Annotated in this window: 18 protein-coding genes and 1 tRNA gene; 4 read left to right on the forward strand and 15 right to left on the reverse strand. The window is 47.5% G+C overall.

From position 1 onward, the window contains the following. The first annotated feature begins 178 nt into the window (after positions 1-178). Positions 179-1,039 carry a DegV family protein gene (locus EKM89_RS03905; RefSeq protein ID WP_125685878.1) on the forward strand — a complete coding sequence of 287 codons (861 nt, stop codon included), beginning with the start codon at positions 179-181 and terminating at the stop codon, positions 1,037-1,039. Between the two features lie 304 nt (positions 1,040-1,343). Here the strand turns inward: EKM89_RS03905 and pepF are convergent, their stop codons facing one another. The 6 genes from pepF to EKM89_RS03935 form a co-directional block, all read right to left on the reverse strand. After that, positions 1,344-3,152 carry an oligoendopeptidase F gene (gene pepF, locus EKM89_RS03910; protein WP_125685880.1) on the reverse strand — a complete coding sequence of 603 codons (1,809 nt, stop codon included), beginning with the start codon at positions 3,150-3,152 and terminating at the stop codon, positions 1,344-1,346. Positions 3,153-3,215: 63 nt separating this feature from the next. Further along, positions 3,216-4,313, reverse strand: coding sequence for a competence protein CoiA (locus EKM89_RS03915; RefSeq protein ID WP_125685882.1), 1,098 nt, complete (start codon positions 4,311-4,313; stop codon positions 3,216-3,218). Between the two features lie 140 nt (positions 4,314-4,453). Next, positions 4,454-5,104 (reverse strand): tRNA (guanosine(46)-N7)-methyltransferase TrmB, encoded by a 651-nt coding sequence (trmB, locus tag EKM89_RS03920; RefSeq protein WP_125685884.1) that lies wholly within the window; start codon positions 5,102-5,104, stop codon positions 4,454-4,456. 80 nt (positions 5,105-5,184) lie between these two features. After that, on the reverse strand, positions 5,185-5,976 hold the full coding sequence (locus EKM89_RS03925) for a phosphotransferase family protein (protein WP_125685886.1): 792 nt from the start codon (positions 5,974-5,976) through the stop codon (positions 5,185-5,187). A gap of 61 nt (positions 5,977-6,037) precedes the next feature. Next, complete coding sequence (locus EKM89_RS03930; protein WP_125685888.1) at positions 6,038-7,264, reverse strand: ABC transporter permease; 1,227 nt, start codon at positions 7,262-7,264, stop codon at positions 6,038-6,040. Next, entirely contained in the window at positions 7,261-7,995 is a 735-nt protein-coding gene (locus EKM89_RS03935) for an ABC transporter ATP-binding protein (RefSeq protein WP_125685890.1), read from the reverse strand. Before EKM89_RS03935 ends, EKM89_RS03930 begins: the two co-directional genes overlap by 4 nt. A gap of 422 nt (positions 7,996-8,417) precedes the next feature. On the opposite strand from EKM89_RS03935, the gene EKM89_RS03940 reads away from it, so the two are divergent. The 3 genes from EKM89_RS03940 to EKM89_RS03950 all read left to right on the forward strand — a co-directional run bounded on the left by EKM89_RS03940 (position 8,418) and on the right by EKM89_RS03950 (position 10,227). After that, positions 8,418-8,876: an HIT family protein gene (locus EKM89_RS03940; protein ID WP_125685892.1), complete on the forward strand. Its 459-nt coding sequence runs from the start codon at positions 8,418-8,420 to the stop codon at positions 8,874-8,876. 3 nt (positions 8,877-8,879) lie between these two features. Next, a complete protein-coding gene (locus tag EKM89_RS03945) occupies positions 8,880-9,200 on the forward strand; it encodes a hypothetical protein (RefSeq protein ID WP_125685894.1) in 321 nt (106 codons plus the stop codon). Positions 9,201-9,312: 112 nt separating this feature from the next. After that, on the forward strand, positions 9,313-10,227 hold the full coding sequence (locus tag EKM89_RS03950) for a peptidylprolyl isomerase PrsA (RefSeq protein ID WP_125685895.1): 915 nt from the start codon (positions 9,313-9,315) through the stop codon (positions 10,225-10,227). A 404-nt stretch (positions 10,228-10,631) separates the two neighbouring features. Here EKM89_RS03950 and EKM89_RS03955 read toward each other — a convergent pair whose 3' ends face one another. The 9 genes from EKM89_RS03955 to EKM89_RS03995 form a co-directional block, all read right to left on the reverse strand. After that, entirely contained in the window at positions 10,632-11,606 is a 975-nt protein-coding gene (locus EKM89_RS03955) for a 3'-5' exoribonuclease YhaM family protein (RefSeq protein WP_125685897.1), read from the reverse strand. 11 nt (positions 11,607-11,617) lie between these two features. Beyond that, complete coding sequence (locus EKM89_RS03960) at positions 11,618-14,239, reverse strand: ATP-binding protein (protein ID WP_125685899.1); 2,622 nt, start codon at positions 14,237-14,239, stop codon at positions 11,618-11,620. Continuing rightward, a complete protein-coding gene (locus tag EKM89_RS03965) occupies positions 14,229-15,431 on the reverse strand; it encodes a metallophosphoesterase family protein (RefSeq protein WP_125685901.1) in 1,203 nt (400 codons plus the stop codon). Before EKM89_RS03965 ends, EKM89_RS03960 begins: the two co-directional genes overlap by 11 nt. A gap of 85 nt (positions 15,432-15,516) precedes the next feature. Continuing rightward, a complete protein-coding gene (locus EKM89_RS03970) occupies positions 15,517-15,861 on the reverse strand; it encodes a YlbF family regulator (RefSeq protein WP_125685903.1) in 345 nt (114 codons plus the stop codon). Positions 15,862-16,130: 269 nt separating this feature from the next. Then, the gene (locus tag EKM89_RS03975) at positions 16,131-18,227 is read right to left on the reverse strand and encodes a PBP1A family penicillin-binding protein (RefSeq protein ID WP_125685905.1); all 2,097 of its coding nucleotides are present in this window, start codon (positions 18,225-18,227) and stop codon (positions 16,131-16,133) included. A gap of 248 nt (positions 18,228-18,475) precedes the next feature. After that, positions 18,476-18,943 carry an arginine repressor gene (locus EKM89_RS03980; protein WP_125685907.1) on the reverse strand — a complete coding sequence of 156 codons (468 nt, stop codon included), beginning with the start codon at positions 18,941-18,943 and terminating at the stop codon, positions 18,476-18,478. A gap of 259 nt (positions 18,944-19,202) precedes the next feature. Further along, positions 19,203-20,894 (reverse strand): arginine--tRNA ligase, encoded by a 1,692-nt coding sequence (gene argS / locus EKM89_RS03985; protein WP_125685909.1) that lies wholly within the window; start codon positions 20,892-20,894, stop codon positions 19,203-19,205. A 318-nt stretch (positions 20,895-21,212) separates the two neighbouring features. Then, a tRNA-Gly gene (locus EKM89_RS03990) sits at positions 21,213-21,283 on the reverse strand. A 78-nt stretch (positions 21,284-21,361) separates the two neighbouring features. Further along, complete coding sequence (locus EKM89_RS03995; RefSeq protein WP_125685911.1) at positions 21,362-21,592, reverse strand: DUF2187 domain-containing protein; 231 nt, start codon at positions 21,590-21,592, stop codon at positions 21,362-21,364. Positions 21,593-21,816 lie beyond the last annotated feature (224 nt).

Raw genomic sequence — 21,816 nt, forward strand, 5'->3', positions numbered from 1 at the left:
TTATTCTAATGATAAACAAAAAATCTGTCATCATTAATAGATAAAAATCTATTACCAACAACAGATATTGTAGAACCAGATTTTTTGGCGCGTTAATTTGTTGACCTCCCTAATATCAAATCTGCTAGCAATATGGTATGATTGACCCAACTATTTTTTGAGATCAAGGGGATAAATTATGCCAACTGCCATCGTTACGGACACTGCTTCTTACCTGACACCCGCTCAGGTTGCGCAATATCACATCGTCGTTTTACCGATTACGGTTATTCTAGGCGACCATCAGTATCCGGAATCCAAGTTGAGCCTGCAGACCTTCTACGACTATTTGAATACAGATAATGAGCTACCCACGACAGCACAAGTCTCCTTAGGTCAGATTGAAGAAGCCTATGACAAGCTAGCTGCTCAAGGATTTGACGAAATCATTTCCATTCATCTGTCCAGTGGAATCACCTCTTTCATGAGCAACCTTAAGATGTTCTGCAAAACCTATACCAAAGCTCACATTTATCCAGTAGACTCACTGGTTGCTAGCGCTGGAGAAGCTAACCTTTGTCTCCTCGCTGGTCAGATGGTCGCGAATGGTGATAGGGCTGCTGATGTCGTCCCAGAACTGGAAAATCTGCGGAGTACCATGCAGGTCTACTTCGCGGTCGACAATCTGAGCCATCTCGCCAGAACGGGACGCCTCAGCAATCGCTCAGCAATTATTGGTAATCTGCTCAACATCAAGCCACTCCTAACGTTTAACGATGCGGGTCAGATCATTGCAATCGGCAAAGAACGAACCATGAAGAAGGCCTTCCGCTACATGACTGATCGCCTAGAGGAATCGTTAAAAATCACTGACTATCCCCTGCACGCGACCGTCATCAATGCCAATAATACCGATCTGGCCGACGAGTGGACTGCCGAGTTAACGGAAAACTATCCCGAAGTTCGCATCTCTCAAAGCCAGTTAGGCCCCGCCATCAGTGTTCACACGGGAGAAAAGACCATGGGCTTATTGTGGCAACGTGACTGGCAATCTTTTTAAAAAATATTTATACAAAATGACCACGCTACCTCTCATGGATAGCGTGGTCATTCTTGCTTTATGCCTTTAATCTGAAAAATGAAGGCTCCAGAACACTCATTATAACTGTTGTCACACCACTACTGAGTCTAGAATTGGGCAACGTCGTCCAGTCATCGCCTTACCGAATTACATCGTGGGACGACCTGAAAGCCCATTCTTTAGCTGGAAACGTTTTCCAAGCCCTGACCACCGAAGTCCACTAATTTAGCGGTGACAATTCCTATGGTCGCAAAAGCGGCGTAAACATTTTGGCCTTCAACCTTTACTTCTTCAGTTGGTGCGCTAAGTCATTGAATTCAGCCAACCGCTTGTCAAACGTGGTAAAAGCCGTTTCCAAGTAATCTGGTTGAGTCATGTCAACACCAGCCTTACGCATCACATCCAATGGTAATGCTGAGCTCCCCGACTTCAAGTAGGTCAAATAAGCATCACGCTTGGCAACATCCCCACTCAGGATTCGCTGTGAGAGCGTCGTAGCGGCTGCGAATCCCGTCGCATATTGGTAAACGTAGTAGTTATAGTAAAAATGTGGGATTCGTGTCCACTCGTCAGCAATCTGGGGATCCTTGGCTAAATTGTCGCCGTAGTAACGCGCGTTCAACTCACCATAAAACTGACTCATAAAGTCGGCCGTCAACGTTTCACCGGCCGCAGCCTGTTGATGAATGTAATCTTCGAATTCAGCAAATTGGGTTTGCCGGTAGACCGTCCCCTTGAATCCATCCAGGTAATGGTTCAAGACGTAAGCGCGAACTTGCGGATCAGTTTGTGTCTTCAACAGGTAGTCCGTCAAGAGATTTTCGTTCGTCGTGGACGCAATTTCGGCCACAAAGATCGAGTAGTCACCATACTGATAGGGTTGATTTGTCCGGGTATAGTGACTGTGCATGCTGTGACCCATTTCGTGAACCAACGTGAACAGACTTTCCAAGCTATCTTGCCAGTTCAGTAAGATATACGGCTTCGTGTCATACATTCCACCGGAATAGGCACCAGTTCGTTTCCCCTTGTTTTCAACGACATCAATAGCCCGGCTGTCGAACATCTTCTGCACATTGGCGACGTAATCTGGCCCCAAAACTGCTAACGCCTTCAAAGCTTCTTGTTGGGCCTCTTCGTAAGTGTAGCTCAAGCTAGGCTCCCCAGTGATCGGCGTGTAGAGGTCATAGAAATGCAGATCCTTTAATCCTAAAATTTCCTTACGCAAGCCAACGTAACGGTGTAAAGAATCCAAATGAGCATTGACCGACTTGACTAGGGTGTCATAAACGACGGCAGGAACATTGTTCGCGCTCATAGCTGCCTCGCGAGCACTACCATAGTGCCGAACCTCAGCACCAAAATTATGCGTTTTGACTTCACTAGACAGCGTTGAAGCAAACGTATGACGGAACTGCTGATAGACACTATAAAGTGCCTCAAAAGCCTGCTTACGGACACCAGGCGTCGTCGACTGCAACAAGACCCCATAAAGACCTTCTGACAGTTGAACATCATTACCGTCTTCGTCTTGAACAACCGGAAATTTCAAATCGGCATCGCTTAAGACACTGTAAGTCTTCGATGATGCCGCAAAAATGTCACTAGCACCAGCCAGCAACTTTTCTTCGGCAGCAGATAAGGTATGGTCACGTTGCTGACCCAAAACATCAAAATAGTGTTGATATGCTGCTAACTTTGGCTCTGCTGCAATCAAGGCTTGCAGGTCCGCTGCTGGTAGTCCTAACACCTCGGGTTCGAACCAGGAAGTTGCTGATGAGACCGTCGCAATCAAATTATCTGCTTGCCCGGAAAGTGCTTGAGCATTTGCATCGCCAGTATCCTGATCATTCTTCAGAGAAGCATACACATATGCCCGTTCTAACTGACGGTTCAAATCAAAAACCGTAGTTGTGACCTTATAGAGTGCCTGACCACTCTTAGTCAATTGCCCTTTTAGCTCGGCAGCCTGCTTAGCTGCCTGTTGAATATCACTAACGGCGGCCTTAAAGGCTGCGTCGTCAGGAAAGATTGGCGTCAGGTCCCAGGTTAACTCGGTTGGGACCGCTGAACGTACTGGAATTTGCTTCATATTTTCGTCCTCCTTAATTTTGCATAATAATAGTCTACCACTTTCATCTCATTATTTGGCCATTTAGCCCAACTTTTTCTCATCATTCTCTAACCATGCTGTATAATCGGCGGCCCACTGGGGTTCTACGTTAATTTGCCAACCAGTTTTGACCCTGCTAACGGCTCCTGCCGCATCCAAATCTACCATAAAATCCCGCTGTGCACGCACCAGCCCAGCCGTTCCGTCAAAGCGACCGGCTTGTAAATGGCCCCCAATCAATCTGAGCCCCTCTTCAGCTAATCGTCTTAACGTTTCCGGCGTCAACACCTCACCACGCAAGGAAAAGACCCAGGCACCCACGACTGCCCGCCACACGAGGAGTCCCTGTCCAAATATCGGTAACGTCACGTGTTGTGTCACGAAAACTGCTGGAAAACCTGCAAGATGATGACCCTGAAGATATAGGATTTCTTGTAGCGGGCGTAAGGCGGGAGCTGCGCGTAACAACCTTTGGTCTAGGTCACGGCGAAATTGCCGGACATTGATTGGTGGTACCCATAGTTGACGCTGGTTGCCCGCCTCTAACTCAGTCAGGTTCGCCACCCAACTTTGCCAATAACTATAGGTACCCGTGGCGTCCTGATAGAGGTGATGGACTACCCGAACCTGCTGGCGACCCACATCCCAAAAGAGTAAGCAAAGTCCCCAACCACGTAAGGGACTGGCAAAACGGTCGATCAAAGACCAACCAATCTTCTGGCGACCAAAACGTTCACCCAATAGCCAACAGGGATAGCTACCCAATCGGCGATACCCCGCAGTTCGCTGTGCAACCTGTTCGGTACTGATCGGACTACACTGAAACTCCACAGCAACAGGATGGGCACGATTGATCCAACAGTCAGCACGTTGCTGAATCTCCGGCAGAACTTTTTCAAGTGTTACAACTCCCCAATCGCTAAAAAATTTCGCCAATTGTCGTTTTCCTAAAACATGCTGCTGCGTTTCCCCTTCGGAGGCAACCGCGCAGTCCCCCAAGCTCTTGTGCGCAAAATAAGGTTGCACCCGAGTCCCATGATGTAAAACGACTGCCTGCTGACAGGCTGGACATAAATAGTCATGGCGACGAGCTGCATCTTCAGCATCAACTAGTTTCTGGTTTTCTAGCGCAATCAGCATGGCTTCCATCCCCTTTACACTGACTAACTCCGTAAAGGTTCGTGAACTACTTTTTATATTCAGAATAAAATTAATTGTACGGCAAAAAGAACCGCAACGACCTAAATTCGGCAATTGCGGTCCTATCAAAGCACATTTAATTATTCAGCAGCCTTGGGAAAGTGCGCAATCACTTGGTAGATTGGTCCTTTTGCTGAGAATTTTTGTTCGTATTCAGTCTCAATGTCTTCCACGCCATCGGTTGCGGCATGTAGGTCCAACCAGACGCCATCAAAGACCAACCCGAAGTTGTTGAGACTTTCCAAAGAATATTCGAAGAGACCGCGATTATCGGTCTTAAATTGAATCTGACCTTCTGATTGTAAAACATCGGCATAGTGGGCTAAAAAGACGGGCGATGTTAATCGCCGTTTGGCATGGCGACTCTTTGGCCAGGGATCAGAAAAATTCAGGTACAGACCGGCTACTTCGCCGGCATCAAAGAAGGTATTCACTGCTTCGCCATCCGTGTGGACCATTTGAATATTAGTTAAGCCACTGGCAACGACTTTTTTTAGAGCGACTGCAATCACGGACATCTGAATTTCAATACCAATAAAGTTTTGGTCGGGATGTTGACGTGCCATTTCAACGATAAATTGGCCCTTTCCCGTCCCGATTTCTACAAACAACGGCTGTTCACTCGGAAAGCGGCTCTGCCAGTTGCCCTTCAGTGGTTCTGGTGCCGTGACCATCTTGTCGGCATGGTCTTCAATGTAGCCCTTCGCCCACGGTTTGTTTCGCACACGCATCGTAAAATTCCTCCTTGACTGTACTTAAACGCTAAACGACAACGGCGGGCACGAGGTTTGCCCCGCTCCCGCCGACGTTTCTAATCAGTTGCTGACTCTCTCGTCAGCTTTTCTAATAAAATTAAATGTTGATTCATGATTTGGAAACGTTGTTGGTGATAACTTTCGGCAATTACGCTCAGGCAATGCACCCGAGCATACCAATTGACTCGGGCAGTTAAGTCCGGCCTCACCTGTTCACCGTAATCCTGTAACCAACGTTGCCACTCCTCTAACGGCACGTACTCACAAAGCAGTGCGCCAAGGTCGAACGCCGGATCGGCAAACGTCGCGGCATCCCAATCAACCAAGTATAACCGTTGGCGATCAGACAACAACCAGTTCTTATGATTTAAATCACCATGACAAACCTCATAGTGCGTCTCGGGCAGTTGAGGCTGCTCAGCTTGTAAACTAGCAAAGGCCGACTGAATCAGCGGATGTTGGCGCAAGTCCGCAGCTAAGGCGGGTTGCAAGCGAGCTAACAACTGGGCGGGCGTTGTGAAACGGCCGCCGACTTTTAATAACATTTCATGAAGCAGTTTTGAGTGATGCACACGGTGAAGAATTCGAGCAACTCGCTGTTCGCGCATCTCTTTGCGATGCAACGTCCGCCCGTTCAACCATTCCTGAGCCGTCATCACGTCCCCTGTAGCTAAGCGTTTCGTCCACACCAACCGTGGGGTGATTCCCTCAACGGAAAGTGCGGCAAGAAACGGTGACGCGTTTTGTTTTAAGAACACTTTTTGCGACGCCTTCGTGCCCATGTACGCTGTGCCTGTGTTACCACCCAGCGGAAATAAGCTCCAGCCATCACTAATATCCAGTGCCATTCGTGCCACCCCTCCTCAATTTGTCAGCTAGTATTAATTCTATGGGGAAATTGCGGCAACGTCAAGCCTTATTTTTCATTGCTCGCGCTAAGCGCTGTGGCGTATAGATTCTGGCTAAATACCAAACCTCTACTAGTTCAACCACCAAGGCAATTCCGGCCGTCACCAAGCTAAGATTAGCGACAACAATGATTACCCACATCAGCAGAGCCGCAACCCCTAAAATCAACGTAACTAGGTGTTCAAAGCTTCTCAACCGCAATTCTGGCGCAATCGGATAGATGTGTGTGAAGACCACATCATCATACTGCTGAAAAAACGGTAAGAGTTGAAACCCAATCAGGTAGATAAATAACGCCGCAAGCAATACGGGTAACCAGTCGCCCCGCACAAAGTAGAGCAACAGCATGCCAATGACCGTTAGCCGGACAACTAGCCCACTGAAATCGGTACCACGGACCATGCCACGACTAAATAGGTACGTGTAAGTCTGCTGATGTGTTGCCTTAATCGATTTGAACAACCAATCGAGGTAACGGCGCCGCTTAATGGTTCCTTCCACCATGGGCACCTCGGTAAAGAGGTTAAAGAAGCGATAAATGCCTAGCATCCGGTTGTCTTCAATCTTAATTTGCTCGCGCCACCGAATCTGCTGTTTCTGCCAATGACGTTGTAACCAGACGGCGATGGCACCATCCGCTAAGATGGCTAAGACAATGGCGGCGTAAGGCGTTAACCAAACACCGACGGCCAGTGTGACTAAGCCCAATAACCATTTAATGGGCCACTCGTTCATCCGCCGTTGCCCCGTCACCTGATAGGCACTCGCTAAGTCTAGTCGTAACAGTGTATCCTTTAAGATGACTTGAACGACCAGTAAACCCACAATCTGTGGTACTGACCAGCCCAAAGCTACCCGCAAGAATGGCGCTAAGAGAAAGACAACGATCACTTGTGTTGTCTGCGCCAAGCCCTGACTATACCGCCGTGCTGCCACTAGGTAAGCATGCATGGCACGTTCTTTCGGCAAGAGAAAGACCCGGTCGGCATCTTCGATCAACGTTGCGAACCGGCCAACTTGCAGGGTCACCAGTAAGACTAGAACAACGACTACTGGTTCCCACCAGAGTCCCATTTTCAGCTGCTTCAGTACGTTTGAGTAGCCATATCCCAGGCCTCCCAAGAGAAACATCAACGCAAAGACAAAGAAATCATTAAAAACTAACCGCAAATATTTCGCCATTTCCCGGAGATGGCGTTGCAGCCGTGACTTAAATAAACCGGTCATGCGCGGTCAACCTTGGTCATTGAAAGGTAAATATCATTCAGCGATTCCCCCGCTTCCGGAAGAGCGGCTTGTAACTCGCTGAGTGTCCCCTCAGTCTTTACCTGACCATCATGTAACAAGACAAAGCGGTCACAGTACCGTTGCGCAGTGTCCAACACGTGGGTCGACATCAAGATGCTGGCCCCAGTCTTCTTCCGCTCTTCAATCAGGTTCAGCAGATCGTTGACGGCCAGTGGATCCAATCCTAAGAAAGGTTCATCAATGATGTACAACTTTGCCTGCGTCAAGAAAGCACAGACGATCATCACCTTTTGTTTCATCCCTTTAGAGAAGTTAGCGGGAAACCAATCCAATTTATTGTCGAGACGGAAAATTTTTAAGAGTTTGTGGGCCGTTTCCCAAGCCACTTTTTGGTCTAAATCATAGGCCATCATGGTCATCTCCAAATGTTCCCGTAAGGTTAACTCTTGATACAGAACTGGTGTTTCCGGAATATAGGCAATCTGCTGTTTATAAGCCTGACTGTCTTGGTCAATTGTGACCCCATTCAGCGTAATTGTCCCTTTGTGTGGCGTTAATAGGCCGATGACGTGATTAATGGTGGTTGACTTCCCAGCCCCGTTCAATCCGATCAATCCGACTAGTTCTCCGTCCCGAACGTCAAAACTAATATCCTTTAAGACGGGAATTTGTGAGTAACCACCCACAACATGGCTGACTTCTAAAGCCATTATGCATCCCTTCATTTCTTTTAAATTTGAGTTTTAATGCCGTCAGCGCAGACCACCTTACTCCAGTGGCTGCCCCGCCAATTAAGGCTGGACTGTGGCTAACGGATAACTGTCCTATTATACCATAGCCCACTGGGTAAACGAATTTGTCTGCCATGTTGGCTTAAAAGTCGAATAGACTATGACTTGGTTACAAATTGATCATGCTACGACTAAAGCAGGCCTATCTTTGAATCTAACCACAACTTCAGCAGACACCCGCGCCCCTTCTAGCAACCGACGTACGCCAATTTACGCTAACCTAGTCACTAGCTAAACATTCAAGTAATATCTCCAATCCTTATCGCTAACTAAACCGCTTGCCAAGCCGTCTCCTTGATGGTGTATAATGAAAAGAAATCGAACCGAAAGAAGGAGTTTTCATGGATCAAATGACCCTCGAGCCACACTATGCCGACGACTGTGTTTTCTGTAAGATTTTACAAGGAGAAATTCCTAGTTACACTATCTACGAAGACAACATTGTTAAAGCCTTTTTGGATATCTCCCAAGGAACTCCCGGCCATACGCTGGTAATTCCGAAGACGCACGTGCAAGATATTTTTGCCTATGACGCTGACTTGGCTGCCGCCGTTTTCTCTCGAATTCCAAAGATTGCCCGTGCCATTCAAGCGGCTGACCCGACCATTACTGGGATGAACATTGTGAATAACAACGGTAAGGTCGCTTACCAGTCCGTCTTCCACTCTCATTTTCATTTGGTTCCTCGCTACACGGATCACGATGATTTCAAGATGATTTTCCAAGACAATTCTGACAATTACACCCCTGCAAAGTACGCTGCAATTCAAGAACAAATTAAAGCACACTTGGAGGCTTAACTTATGAAAATCGGTCGTTTCTTAGTGGGTAGCGCGCTCGCAGTTGGCGTTGGTTTGGCCGCTTACTTAACTTTAACCAAGCAAGATCCCGTCACCTGGAGTCGGCACGTGGGCGAGCAAGCCAAGCATACGGCAGCTAAATTTGATGACGTCAAAGACGCTAAGGATAATTTAACGCAAAGTACCCAACGGTTAACCACCACAATCGATGCGGCGATGCCAGTCCTCGATGATATTCAAACGGATATTGAAAAATTTACGTTTAAAATTGCCCCACGTGTCGAAAAAATTGAAGAAACCGTGTCACGCTGGGACGATGCGTAAATTTGAACTTTTTGTAAAGCTTTGTCGACCTTTTTAGGTTTCGCAAGATTTGTGTTATGATGTCTGAGTATGGTGTTTACACCAATTTTGATGAATGGATGTGTTGAGCAATATGAAGAAATGGTTTATTGCCCTTGCCGGTGTGTTATTAACCTTTACGCTTGCCGGCTGTGGGAGCAAAACCGTTGCCACAACTAACGGTGGTAAGATCACTGAAAGTGCCTACTACAGCAGTTTAAAGGGTACTTCCTCTGGTAAGCAGGTTCTGCAACAAATGATTTTGAACAAGGTCTTGGAAAAGGAATACGGTAGCAAGGTCAAGAAGTCCGCTGTTACCAAGCAATTCAACCAATACAAGGCGCAATATGGTTCATCATTTAGCAGTGTCTTATCTCAAAGCGGTATGACCCAATCCAGTTTGAAGACGGAAATCCGTTCGAACTTACTCTTGAAGGAAGCCGTTAAGGACAACGTCACAGTTACGAATGCGCAACTTAAGAAGCAATTCAAGAGTTACGAACCAGAAGTTACTGTTGCCCACATCTTGGTTGCCAAGAAGTCCACAGCTAATACGGTCATCAGCGATTTGAAGAGCACTAAGAAGAGCAATCTGACTAGTGAATTCACGAAGTTGGCTAAGAAGTACTCCACTGATACGGCTACCAAGAACAAGGGTGGTAAGTTGAGTGCCTTCGATAGCACTGATACTTCTCTAGATTCAACCTTCAAGAAGGCTGCCTTCAAGTTAAGCACTGACGAATTTACCACGACGCCTGTTAAGACGCAATATGGTTACCACGTCATCTTAATGTTGAAGAACCCTGGTAAGGGAACTATGAACCAACACAAGGCTGAATTAAAGAAGCAAGTTCTTGACAACGACATGAACGACAGCACTGTTTTACACAATGTTGTGGCTAAGGTCTTGAAGAAGGGTAACGTTTCTATCAAGGATAGCGACTTGAAGAACATCCTTTCTGACTACTTGTCATCAAGCAGCTCATCAGCTTCATCATCTTCTAAGTAATCTTAACTAAGTCATTTGTGACTACGATTAAGGGCACCGACCATTTTGGTTGGTGCCCTTTTTGTGCGGGTTACGCAAAATAAAAAAGGAACTGATCACCAGCTCCTTCACTAAATATAAATATTATAAAGCCACGAACGTTTTTAAAAGCCCAATCCAGGTTACCTTAGGACATCCAAGTAATCCGATAGCTCGGCAGATATGGAATCAGTCCGCTCTACTTAGGCTGATTTTCCCATTGGCCCAAATGAAAACCAGGCTTTTAGACTAGGCTATTCTCGAAGCTTCAAGGTGTGTTCGCGCCGTTTCAGCCATATCTGATAACCGTAAGTCTCAGTATCGTTGTGACGACAGCACAATAGGTATTTTAGACCTTTCAATCTTCAGGTTCTTATTTAGACATACTAATCCGTCTTCGGTTGTGGCGTATCCGTTGTTGGCCGATAGAAACGCCGTCCGTCCATCGCAAAGACCCGTTCTGAGAATTCACCGGGTTCCGTATGCCCCACAACCGTATCCAGCATCATGATTGAAGCATCCAATTCATCCAGTTGATGCAACACGTCGGCCTCACGTAACGCTGGCCGCACAGGTGATCCGTATTCCAAGAGACCATGATGACTGAGAATCATGTGCCGCAGCAACAACACATCCTCCGCTTGTGGATCTAATTTCAGAGGATCACAAGCCCGGACCAGTTCACCATCGATCAACACAATGTGACCAATTAAGTTGCCGGCCAGCGTGTAGGTCGTCGACTTCGGTCCGGACAATTCTATTGTCTTCCCCAAGTCATGTAGAATCGCGCCCGCATACAACAATGGTGCGTTTAAATCCGAATATTGCGCCACCACTGAATGGGCTAATTTCAAAATAGAAATTGTGTGAAACGCTAAGCCCCCCTGAAAGGCATGATGGTTACTCTTAGCCGCTGGAAACGTAAAGAACTGGTCCTGAAATTCTGCCAGTAGCTTACGGACAAGACGGTTCCAAGTCGGCTGGGTAATCTCAAAAATCGTTTGGTTAATATACTCCTCCATCTCCGTTCGCGACATTGGTGCACGCTCAATGAATTGATCCGGATCGGCTGGTTCGCCCGGACCCGTCAAACGTAAATGAAAAATCTTAATTTGCGGGTGTGTTTGATAATTCTCCCGTTTTCCCTGTAAATGAATGACCCGGCCGGCCACATAGTTTTTGACATCTTCCGCCGAGGCATCCCAGTATTTCCCTGAGATTTCACCGGACTGGTCCTCAAATACCAAAGCAATATACTGTTTACCGTTCTTTGCGGTTCGAACATCCGCTGATTTTAACAACGCAAAAACGTCCACCGCTTCATCAACATCGTAATCCATTAACTGTTTTGTTGCCGCCATTGAAGTCCCTCCTAGTCAGTTAACCGAATCAAATTTCCCGCAATCGCATTTACCGTGACATCGGCCGTTAAGAAGATCACCTGAACCGTCTTACCGATTTCAGCCAAGAGCGCATATGCTGCTTGTCGGCGGTGCTCATCAAAGTTCACCAGTCCATCATCAATCACTAAGGGCATACCGACACGCTGGTTCATAATCACTGCAAAGGCCAGCTTAACGGCCAGATCTAACTGTTCTGCCGTTCCTCTGGAGAGCTGGCTAACTTCTCGCCACTCCCCCGTTGCCAATCGAACCCGTAATGTATTGGGGGTTAATTCAATTTCAGTATACCGGTTTTCAGTTAATTTGCCATAAAATTCACTAGCCTGTGTCACTATTTGGGGTAATCTGTCTCCCGAAGCCGCTGCTAAGGTCGCCGCGATCCATTGGCGAGTCAAATTGTTAGCCAACCACGTCTGCGCAGTCGCCGTCATCCGGGCTTCCAAATTGGCCAATTTTTGCTGCAAGACGGCTTGTGTCCCACTAGCTGTAAGTTGGTCAAGCTGACCAGCTAACGTTGCTAAACTCGTCGTAAGGGTGTCCAATTGGCCTTGTAAGGCCTGTTGCTGGTGCTGGGCCTGCTGAACGACTCCAATCAACTCAGCCTGAGTCGCGTATTGCTGCAAGGCCGTTCGCATAGTAACGCCTAACTGACTCGCTAAGGCCTGTTGCTGGGCCAATTGATTATCTTGCTCACGAATTTGTTGATAGTACCGATAAAAATCATCGACCGTCGTCAAATTACGCGTCCTTAGGAAGGTCTCTTCTGCCTGCTGTGTCTGTCTCAAGGTGTGTTGCGTGCGTTGCAGGTCATCGGCCACCGTTGTTAACTCCGTTTGCTGTGATCCAAGAGCTTGACGCATCACTTGCAGGCCAGCTAGTTGTTGTAAAACATTTGTTAATGGCTGATGTTGTAGCTCGGGCAAGGCTTGATCAATCGCAATCTGAAAGTCACTAATGGTCTGTGTCTGAGCCGTCAACTGCTCTGCCGTTTGCTGTAACTGTTGGGTCAGGTGTTCCCATTCACCGATAGCCGTCTGGGCTGCCGACCACTGTTCTACCGGAATCTGACCCAAGCCGTAAGAATCTCCGACCGCTTCCAATTGATTGGTCAAGGCATCTTCTTGCTGACCGCCCTCACGGAGCTGAGCTTGAATATCGCGGATACTTTCAGTCAGATCTTGAAGTTGGCGACTCGCCGGTGTCTCGCCATCGACGATAAAGACCCCATAGTAGCCGATCGCCACCCCGCACAATGCACCAATCAGCTTAAAGATCGTCCCAGGGAGAAACATGGCGCCAATCAAAATGACCAACCCAGCCGCCAACCACCCGAGTTGCTTATCTGCTAAGGGATTACTGTGTTGTCGCCGAGTTGGCTGTGCCTGTCGATAGTCTTCGTTAAGCCGATTCAACTCCTGTTGCAGTTGACGGCGCTTCTGATTAGCTGCCATCAATTTTTTCTGCAATCGTTTGACCTGTTGGTGTGTCGCCAATGAAAATGGTCGTGGCATCTGTCCAGTTGATGCGTACTGTTGCTCGATAGCAGTCGCCCGTTGTTGGTAATCCCGCTGATTCGCACGTAACTGATTACAAGTCTCATTGGCCGCTTTGACAGTCGTAAGTTGCTCGAATAACGGGTCAACCTGGGTCGTTGCTGCCAAATACTGGGTGAATAGCGGCGTCACTTTCGCCCCTTGCTGTAACCGTTGGAGTTTATTCTGGTCTGCCTTAAGGGATGCCGCCATTGCCGTTGTCCGACTAGTGAGCCGTTCCAGTTCGGTCGCATCTTTCCGTGTAAATCCCGTCGTCGTCAGTGGTTGCCGCTGTGCCAACTGTTGCCATTGAACGAAGGTCGGCCAACTTGCGGCTTGTCGTTCGAGCTGCGCCGTGATCTGTCGCTGCTGATCCAACTTCTGCTGAAGCACGCCTTGTTGCTGACGTTGTGTTTCTTGTTGTCGCAAGAAATCCCAGTAGGTGCCATACGCCGCCTTAGCCTTTGCGAGCTTAGCTGTGAGTTCCTGATGTTCTTGTAACTGCTGGTTTAAAATAGGATTGCGGCCTTGCGGTTTATACAGTTCATCGGCTTGTTTCCCCAAAGTCTGTGCTTGATTTAACCAAAAGTCACTGCCAATGGCACCAACATGGCGTAATCGGTCGATCAGCTCCTGCTTTGACGCGGAAAATACCGTCCCTAATCGCGGTTCATTCATGACATAGGTACTGGTAAATAAGGCTTCATCGACTGGCTCCAGCAGGTGAGGTAAGCTCGCGGACGGTAGCGTCAGTGCGTTCGTAAGATCCCGCAACGTTACAGTCCCACCGTGGGGGCCATCCGTTCGGGTCACCAGGTAGCGGGTCTGCTTCTGTGTAAATGTAATCTCACCACCAAATCGACTACCATCGAGCGGTTCATACCGTAGCTCTGGATGCTTCTTGGTCGGAAAGCCAAACAAAACGGCCGTGATAAATTGCGTTAACGTTGATTTACCAGCCTCATTGGGACCCACGACCACATTCAACCCCGTGGTAAGGTCGAAGGTTCGGTCATGAAATTTACCAAATCCATAAATCATTAATTGATTAAGATACATCGTGACCCACCTCCCCCATTACCTGTCGTAAATTCTGTTCAGCCAATACTTGTAGCCGTGCACGCGTTGCTGGTTGCTCGAACCAAGCAGCCAACGCTGGATTCTGCGCCAATTTGCCAAAAAGTTGTTCTTCGTTTGCCGTTGTGAAGACTGTCGTGGCCCCCTGGTCCCAGTACACTTGGTCAAGTTGTGGTGCAACTAGTGTCACTGCTGGCGCCGTCACGTCTAGCCGAATAACGAAGCGCTGACTCGCCTTCATTTGTCGCTGATGGGTCTTCTGAAATAAGCTGAGCCAATCTGTCGAAATGGATTCGACCAACGCCGTCCCCAATTCAACTGTCATGGCGGTCAGCGTGGGCTTCGTTGCTGGATGATCGGCCAACCACGTGGCAACTTGTTCACTCAGCTCACTTAACGTTGTCGCCGTGAGCTGCACAATCGGCGTCTCCCAATCAACGACTCCTGTCTCAAAGAATTCCGGAACTAATTTTCCCTGCTGGTTCGTCACCAAGTAAGCCCCCTTGGTGCCCGTCTCATTAATCGATCGTCCCTGCGGATTTCCCGCGTACAGAATCGGTGGCTGTTCGTTTAACAACTGTCGGTGATGGATATGTCCTAAGGCCCAGTAATCATAGCGTTTTGCGAGTAACTCATCAATGGTAAACGGTGCATAATGATCGACACTTCCCGTCGCCACTGCACCATGTAAAAGGCCAATGTGCCAGTCTGTCTGTGCATGATCCGGGAAGTCAGCCATGGGATCGGTCGTGACCCAGCGTTCGGGATAACTAAAGCCACTAACCGAAACAGTTTCACCGGAGACCAATGTCAGGGTCTTAGTTCCCACTTTGGGTCCAAATGTCGTCACGTTGGTCGGATACGCAACCGCCTGTCGCTGATCGGCAGCATAGTCGTGATTCCCAAAGCTAATAAGCACTGGAATTTGCGCATCATCTAGTCGTTGAAATTGCTGAAACAGAAATGCTTGTGCGGCCACACTCTGTTCGGAACGGTCAAAGAGGTCTCCTGCCAACACCACAAAGTCAACGTGCTCCGCTAACGCTCGGTCAAAAATTCGAGTAGCCGCGGCAAATGTTGACTGCCGAACCGTTGCCAGCAAAGAACTTGGGAGGGTGGTCAATCCCAGAAATGGACTATCCAAATGTAAATCTGCTGCATGAATAAATTTCACGGTAAGCGCTCTCCCTTTCCTATTAAATCGAAAAAATCGCCGGCACCGACCTCCCGAATGAGTGGTTGCGCCGACGATTCTTTGCCTAACCCTGGTAAATATTTTGAATGGGCTCAGTGATCATCTTATTTAAGTTGGATAACAGGTCGTTAACGCCCCGTTCTGCTTCCATTAAAGTCTTGATGGTTTCAATCTTAGCAACCTTGTCAGCAACTTCACGGGCATTCTTCATTTCGTCGTCAGTTAATTGTTGACCTGCCATCTGCTTCTGTTGTAAGTCCAACTGAATTTGTTGGAATTGTTTGAACAGTTTGTAGGTGTCGTCATCTGCCTTCATTGCCTCGAAAGCAGCCTTGAGACTCTTGAATTGATCTGTATCTTGTAGTGCTTGTGCAATTTGTTCGCTCAAGTCTTGCATCTTGTCAGCCATTGGTGTTCCTCCTAGTTGGGCTTTGCGCCCAGAATTACCACCTATTCATTGTACCATGCTTTTTGCCTGCACCCAACGGGAATTCTAACGAAAAACAGACGTCAAATTATCGTCTACTCATTGTTGCCATAGCGGCCATACGTAGCGTTAGGCGTTTAAAATTCTCTGTACAATTAACTTACCATACCGTTCACAAGAGTTGAACCTGCCAGGGTTAACTATGGCAGACAGGAACCAGCAACTGACAGAAATATTATATCCCAACTGCTTTAGTTTAAGGCCGACTTCGCCTTATTCCACCAAGACTTGACCGTATCAGCAGCATTGTTGAACTGCTTGCCGGCATTGTCAATGCCCTTTTGGACTTGATCCCAGACGTCGCTATTCGTCGAGCTGGTCCCATTACTTTCTGCCTTAGCGATGGTCGAAGCATCCTTCGTGTCAAATGCTGTGCCCTTCGTATTTGGTAAAATAGCTTGCATCTCTGCTTGGTACAGTGGACCTTCACCAGTACCACTCACATCCTCCAAATGGTGGGTCGAGCTAGTACTATCGAAACCCTCCCAGGTCGTCACGACAACATCTGGTGTGTACCCAACGATCCATTTATCACGGGTCGCATCAGCATCTCCATCGGCTTCGGTACTCCCGGTCTTTCCGGCAATCGTGTACCCGTAAGGTTTCGCACTCGCACCAGTCCCGTAGTTGAAGACGCCCATCATCATACTGGTCATTTCCTTAGCGACCTTGCTAGACATGACTTTGGTTTTCTTAGCCTCGGTGTCGCTGTTGTCCACAATAACATTACCGGATGCATCGACGATCTTCCGGATATAGTGGGCCGAGCTCATCGTCCCTTGATTAGCAAATGCCGTGTAGGCCTGCGCCAACTGTTGTGGCGATACCCCGGTCTTCAAGCCACCCAATGCTAACGCCAAGTTTTTATCCGACTTCGATACGGGCAAGCCAAATTTCTTTACGGACTCGTATCCTTTGTCGACACCAATCTTGTTGAGTAGCCAGACGGCCGGTGCGTTTTTACTCTGTGCTAACGCTGAATACATAGGGACCTTACCGCTATATTGATTACCATAGTTATGCGGTGAATATTTATTAGTCCCGTACGACAGTTTCTTATCAGTCAATTCGGAATCATAGTAGTAGCCATTTTCCAGTGCCGGCGTGTAAACGGCCAACGGCTTAATGGTCGATCCAGGTTGTCGCCGCATCTGGGTTGCCCGGTTGTAACCTCGGAAAACGTGCTTACCACGTCCACCAACAACCGCTTCGACACCACCCGTGTTCGGATCGATTGCAATACTTGCCGCTTGGACCTTGGTCCCATCACTAGCATTGGCTGGGAAGTAAGCATCATTTTTAAATAGAGTCTGCATCTGCGTTTGGTTTGCTTGATCCAGCGTTGTATAGATCCTATACCCCTTGTTCATGATTTCCGATTCCGTTAAGCCATATTTGTTAACTGCCTCATTGATAACAGCATCGAAAAAGTACGGGTATTTATAACTGTTCTTGTAAGCGTAGTTATCATTCGTCGTTAACGCACTGGCTTGGTACTGTTTAGCAGCATCACTCGTGATCGCACCAGTTTCTGCCATCAACCCCAAGACGACATTCCGGCGAGCTTTAGACGCCTTAGGATGATCAATCGGGTTATACCCACTAGGTGACGTCAACATTCCGGCCAACACGGCGGATTCAGGAACCGTCAATGCCGCCGCACTCTTACCGAAATAGCGTTTAGCCGCATCCTGAACACCCCAAACCCCGTTTCCGAAGTAGGCATTATTCAGATACATCGACAGAATGTCTTTCTTGCTATAGACATTTTCCACTTCGATCGACAGGAAAAGTTCTTTAAATTTTCGCGTAAACGTCTGCTCCTGCGTGAGATACGCGTTCTTCACTAATTGCTGGGTCAACGTACTTCCCCCACCACTAATGTAGCCTCTGCGTAACACTTTATTCTTGGCATACAGAAAGAATGCCCGCGCATAGCCCTTTACAGAAAACCCGTATTCATGATAAAAATTACGGTCTTCCGTGGACACCACGGCGTCCTGTACATTGGTTGAAATTTTGGATAACGCCACGTAAGTTCCCTTCTGGGAATACAGCGTGCCGGCCTTCTTATTACTACGGTCATAAATCTGCGTTGGGTTTTCCAACGCAGCTTTGAGGTCCCCAACGTTTGCCGTTTTCGCCATAAACGTCAGGTACGCACTCATCACGAAAACGAGGGTGAGAATGACCACAATCAGCCAACGGGTCATTTGAAATCGCCGCCAGAACTGCTTGAACCGCATTTTAAAGCCTGACCAAAAAGTCTGATTAGGTTGGTTATTCATTTTAAGTAGCCTCTTCTATCATAGTTACGTGTTGTGACTCAGCCACAGCATGCCCCTCAATTGTAATAAAACTATTTTAGCATAGTCACGCCGGGTCTCCCCACTTTCTCCCAAACTTTACGAACCTTTAAGCAAGCTTAACCAGTGAAAAGCCCTATCAAACCAACGATTATCGTCAATCTCAAGTTATCTTAGCGAATGTAAAGAAAAACGTCAAACGGTAATCTACCGGCTGACGTTTTCTGGATTTAGTGAATAATTTCGGGATTCATTTCTGCCGCAATCTCGTCGTGAAGTTTCTCGGCAACCTCTGCATTGGGACTAATGATGAAAATTGTGTCGTGTCCGGCTAGCGTCCCGGCAATCTCTGGCAAATTCAAATCATCAAAGATAGCCGCTAGTAGATTCCCGTTGCTCGGCAGCGTTTTCAAAATATTGACAAATTCAACACGTGTCAACCCCGTAACCACTTCATTGATAGTTTCCTTAAGGTGTTCTTCCTCGCTTCGATTACCGGCCTTAAAAATTGTGTAACGCAGATGCCCATGGCCATCTTGAGCCTTAACGATTTGCATTTCCCGAATATCTCTGGAAATGGTGGCCTGGGTCGCCTGAATGCCAACCTCCTCAAGGTGTTCCATCAATTCCTCTTGCGTTCCGATGGGGTATTGGTTAATTAATTGTTCAATGCGCGCTTGGCGAATACTTTTTTTCATCTGGCGACCCTCCCGCATAAATTTGCATTAAGTATAACAAAGGATGCGGAATTTAGCCACATGACTCTGCATATTTATAAAGTAAGTGTACCAAATATTCGTTTTCAACGCAAAGAACCTTACTTAACGGGTTGCGTCTATCGTAGGTCAGGCAAAGAACCGTAATTTGACTGCATGGCGACCCACCAGAAAACCAAGCTTGGCCCAACAAAAAAAGGCCCCATAATGGCAGCCTACCAACACATTTATCAAGTCAAAATTACATTTCGTCTGGTGCTTGAACGCCCAAGAGACGCAGGCTTTCCTTTAAGACCGTGGAGACCGACTTAACCAATGCCAAACGTGCTGGCAACTCGTCGTCTTCCGTTAAAATCTTAGAATGTGCGTAGTACTTGTTGAACGTCTTGGCCAAACGAATAGCGTACTTAGCAATGACGGATGGTTCGAGCTCGTTGCAGGCCATCTTGACCATGGCCGGGAAGTCAGCCAATGTCTTAATCGTATCCCAGGCCTCCGGGTCAGCCACTTGGTTCCCTGCAGCAGTCACGTCAATGTTACCCGCCTTGCGCAGAATGCTTTCAGCCCGCGCGTGAGAGTACTGCACGTAAGGACCCGTTTCGCCTTCGAACTTCAATTGGTCAGCTAACACGAAGTCAATGTTGTTGGTCCGTTCATTCTTCAAATCACCGAAGACGATGGCGCCGACACCGACCTGCTTAGCAACCTCTTGCTTGTTGGCCAAATCAGGGTTCTTTTCGTTGATTTCTTCGCCGGCCAACTTGATGGATTCTTCCAAGACCTTCGCCAACAGAATGATCCGACCGGAACGGGTGGACAGTTTCTTCCCATCGACGGTGATCAGACCAAATGGCACGTGTTGTAAGTCATCAGCGGACGGCACGCCCATTTCCTTCAAAACAGCCTTCAATTGCTTGAAGTAATAAGTTTGTTCGGAACCAACCACGTATAAGTTCTTGGCTGGCTTGTAAGTCCGGTCACGGTACAACGCGGTCGCAATGTCTCGCGTGATGTACAGGGAGGCACCATCGCTCTTCAAGATCAGTGCGGGGTTCAGGTCGTATTTACTCAAGTCAACCACTTGGGCACCTTGAGATTCAACCAATAAGTTCTTGTCCTTCAAGATTTGAACGACTTCGCCTAACTTGTCGTTATAGAAAGCCTCACCGTTGTAGGTGTCAAATTTCACGCCAAGTTCATCGTAAACGTCATTGAATTCTTGTAAGGAAGCCTTGCGGAACCATTCCCACAGATGATGAGCTTCAGGGTCGCCGTCTTCGAGTTTCTTGAACCATTCACGTGCAACGTCGTCAAGTTCTGGTTTGTCAACATCTTCCTTATGGAAACGGACATAGTACTCCACCAGCTTGTTGATGGGGTCCCTCTTCACGTCTTCTTCATTTCCCCACAGCTTGTAAGCCGTGATGAGTTTCCCAAATTGCGTCCCCCAGTCACCCAAGTGATTGTCCTTGATTGGGTGGTATCCATTCTTGGTCAAAATTTCGGCGATGGAATTTCCAATCACAGTTGACCGTAAGTGCCCCATGGACATTGGCTTGGCAATGTTAGGTGAAGACATATCGATTGGGACATTACCACCGTTACCATCTTCATTTTGACCATAACTAGCGCCGGCGGTCAGAACCGTATTCAGCGTCGCTTCACTGTACACGCCCTTGTCGAAAAAGAAGTTCAGGTAAGGCCCTACCACTTCAACCTTTTCAAAGGCCGTCGTGTCAAGTTTGTCGGCCAGGTCCTGCGCAATCTGTTGCGGTGCCTTGTGTAATAACTTAGCTAACGTAAACGTGGGGAATGCCATGTCCCCTTTGTCAGACGTCTTTGGGCGTTCCAACTTAGCGGAAATTTCGTCCGCAGTCAATTGTCCGTCTAACGCGGTAGCCAGAACTGCTGTAACCGTTTGTTTGTAATCCATCCTGATATTCCTCCTAATTTTCTGAGTGACGTTGATAGTCTCAGTCTACACCATTTGGTTCACGGGATAAAAAAACGTCTCCTACAAAATTATTTGTAAGAGACGAGACGACCCGCGGTACCACTCTGATTGACTTTAAAGTCCACTTTGAAATTCAGTTTAATTGTCGTTCATTGCCCCGTTCCGTGTGGTCTTCCTATCCGGCTCACAGCCTCCCGGATTCGCTGAGAAGAAGTTTCCCCACGTACTTATGCAATAACGCTGACTAGCTTTCGAATAAATAAGAAGGACGACCCAGGAGGCCGCCCGACTTTCGAAAGCGGGTGACGGGAATCGGACCCGCGACACAAGCTTGGGAAGCTTGAATTTTACCACTAAACTACACCCGCACAACACAGAAAAGTATAGCATACCATCTGTGAGTTGTCATCATTTTTTGCAAATAAATTCAAAAAAAGTTACAAAAGTTAGTTTTTATCCGCTACGTGTCCCGTAATCTTAGCAGCTGACTTCCGCACAACCGCACGGTTATTCATGTCACCTACCGCCGTTTTATCGGCTGGATCGTAGTCTCTAATTTCAACTAAAACTGAATTATCATACACTTTGGTCACTTCTCCGGTAAACCCATGTTCCAATGGACCAAATTTCTTTGCCGCAACGTAATCGCCAATCTTAATCTCAGTAGCCTCAGCCATGTTCGTCGCTCCTTTCGTATGCAAAGTAATATTATAGCTAACTTGGCGAGCGCACGCAAGCAATGTCTTTCTTTAACTCGCAATAGAATTGTAAGGAGTTTGAAATAATGGCCGCATCACGAACTTTCTTATGTAAATTTCTTGGAAATCGTATCAATATTGGTAATTTACGACTAATTTCTATAAAATCATACAAATCATGAGGATTTCACGAACGACAGTCT

This window comes from Levilactobacillus fujinensis, assembly GCF_003946335.1.
Lineage (GTDB): Bacteria > Bacillota > Bacilli > Lactobacillales > Lactobacillaceae > Levilactobacillus > Levilactobacillus fujinensis.

Coding starts and splice junctions, on each gene's coding strand:
- pepF (WP_125685880.1), bottom strand. CDS start 3,152: ATGAAGCAAATTCCAGTACGTTCAGCGGTCCCAACCGAGTTAACCTGG.
- EKM89_RS03940 (WP_125685892.1), top strand. CDS start 8,418: ATGGATCAAATGACCCTCGAGCCACACTATGCCGACGACTGTGTTTTC.
- EKM89_RS03955 (WP_125685897.1), bottom strand. CDS start 11,606: ATGGCGGCAACAAAACAGTTAATGGATTACGATGTTGATGAAGCGGTG.
- EKM89_RS03995 (WP_125685911.1), bottom strand. CDS start 21,592: ATGGCTGAGGCTACTGAGATTAAGATTGGCGATTACGTTGCGGCAAAG.
- EKM89_RS03905 (WP_125685878.1), top strand. CDS start 179: ATGCCAACTGCCATCGTTACGGACACTGCTTCTTACCTGACACCCGCT.
- EKM89_RS03925 (WP_125685886.1), bottom strand. CDS start 5,976: ATGGCACTGGATATTAGTGATGGCTGGAGCTTATTTCCGCTGGGTGGT.
- EKM89_RS03950 (WP_125685895.1), top strand. CDS start 9,313: ATGAAGAAATGGTTTATTGCCCTTGCCGGTGTGTTATTAACCTTTACG.
- argS (WP_125685909.1), bottom strand. CDS start 20,894: ATGGATTACAAACAAACGGTTACAGCAGTTCTGGCTACCGCGTTAGAC.
- trmB (WP_125685884.1), bottom strand. CDS start 5,104: ATGCGTGTGCGAAACAAACCGTGGGCGAAGGGCTACATTGAAGACCAT.
- EKM89_RS03975 (WP_125685905.1), bottom strand. CDS start 18,227: ATGAATAACCAACCTAATCAGACTTTTTGGTCAGGCTTTAAAATGCGG.
- EKM89_RS03980 (WP_125685907.1), bottom strand. CDS start 18,943: ATGAAAAAAAGTATTCGCCAAGCGCGCATTGAACAATTAATTAACCAA.
- EKM89_RS03945 (WP_125685894.1), top strand. CDS start 8,880: ATGAAAATCGGTCGTTTCTTAGTGGGTAGCGCGCTCGCAGTTGGCGTT.
- EKM89_RS03935 (WP_125685890.1), bottom strand. CDS start 7,995: ATGGCTTTAGAAGTCAGCCATGTTGTGGGTGGTTACTCACAAATTCCC.
- EKM89_RS03930 (WP_125685888.1), bottom strand. CDS start 7,264: ATGACCGGTTTATTTAAGTCACGGCTGCAACGCCATCTCCGGGAAATG.
- EKM89_RS03915 (WP_125685882.1), bottom strand. CDS start 4,313: ATGCTGATTGCGCTAGAAAACCAGAAACTAGTTGATGCTGAAGATGCA.
- EKM89_RS03960 (WP_125685899.1), bottom strand. CDS start 14,239: ATGTATCTTAATCAATTAATGATTTATGGATTTGGTAAATTTCATGAC.
- EKM89_RS03970 (WP_125685903.1), bottom strand. CDS start 15,861: ATGGCTGACAAGATGCAAGACTTGAGCGAACAAATTGCACAAGCACTA.